This is a genomic window from Salinimicrobium oceani (genome assembly GCF_012037645.1).
In genome coordinates, this window is sequence record NZ_JAAVJR010000075.1 from 1 (window position 1) to 861 (window position 861).

The 861-nt window shown below is 36.4% G+C and carries 1 protein-coding gene; it reads right to left on the reverse strand.

Annotation, left to right across the window (positions count from 1 at the left end):
* Positions 1-106 precede the first annotated feature (106 nt).
* Positions 107-861, reverse strand: a 755-nt coding sequence (locus HC175_RS15465) for a response regulator transcription factor (RefSeq protein WP_168139351.1), incomplete at its 5' end; no start/stop codon positions are given.

An 861-nucleotide genomic window follows, 5' to 3' on the forward strand; every position in this document is an offset into this window, starting at 1 on the left:
TTAGGTTAAATTTTGTAGCATCATTGGGACTTTGCTTTCAATTAGTTTTCTCTTCAATGTAGGATTTATCTTATCCTGATACAATGGGGGAAAACCCTGCTTTTCCTCATATTTCAATCATTTTATGGTTAAGTGCGTATATGATGCTTTCCAGAATGGTTCCGGAGTGGGTCCGCCGTACAATATTAGCTCTGTGTTTCTCAATGGTCTTAGCCGAGATACACAGAGCTTCAGAAATTTCTTTGGTCTTATATCCTTTACATAAAAGGGAGATGATCTCCTTTTCTCTCTTAGTAAAAGCCTGTTCTTCAATAATGTGATTTTTAGAAAAATAAGTTTCAGTTTCGGAGGAAGAAGTTCCTATTTCTGTTTTTAGGGGGAAGTCATTGCCCGTAAAGTTGATCATCATGATCAATTGGCCACATAAAGACTTATCAAGTTTCGAGAAGGTGATCTTCGCTTCTCTCAATTTCTCCTTCATAAGAAGAGTTGTCTTAGTGGTAGCCTTCATATGTTTACCTTTCACAAACTTCTTAAGGGTCTCCTTTACTTTTAGTTTATTCTTTTCAACTACCAGGTCCGATAATCTTATTTGCTGCCTACCGGTTATAAAAAAGTCATTTTTGAAGGAGTCATTCATTGCCACGATCTTTTCGTCCTGCAATAAAATGACGGGATGCTCCAGCAGATTGAAAAGTCCCATAAAAGAATCTTTCCAATAATTAGTGAGACATCGCTTTAGCTGTATCTTCTCCTCTATCTCTTCTATGATTTGGTAATAAGATCCCTTATCATATATGATCCCATCTACCAGCTCTTTAAAATTCTTATCAAGAGAATTTTTATTTTCCTGGTCCCCAA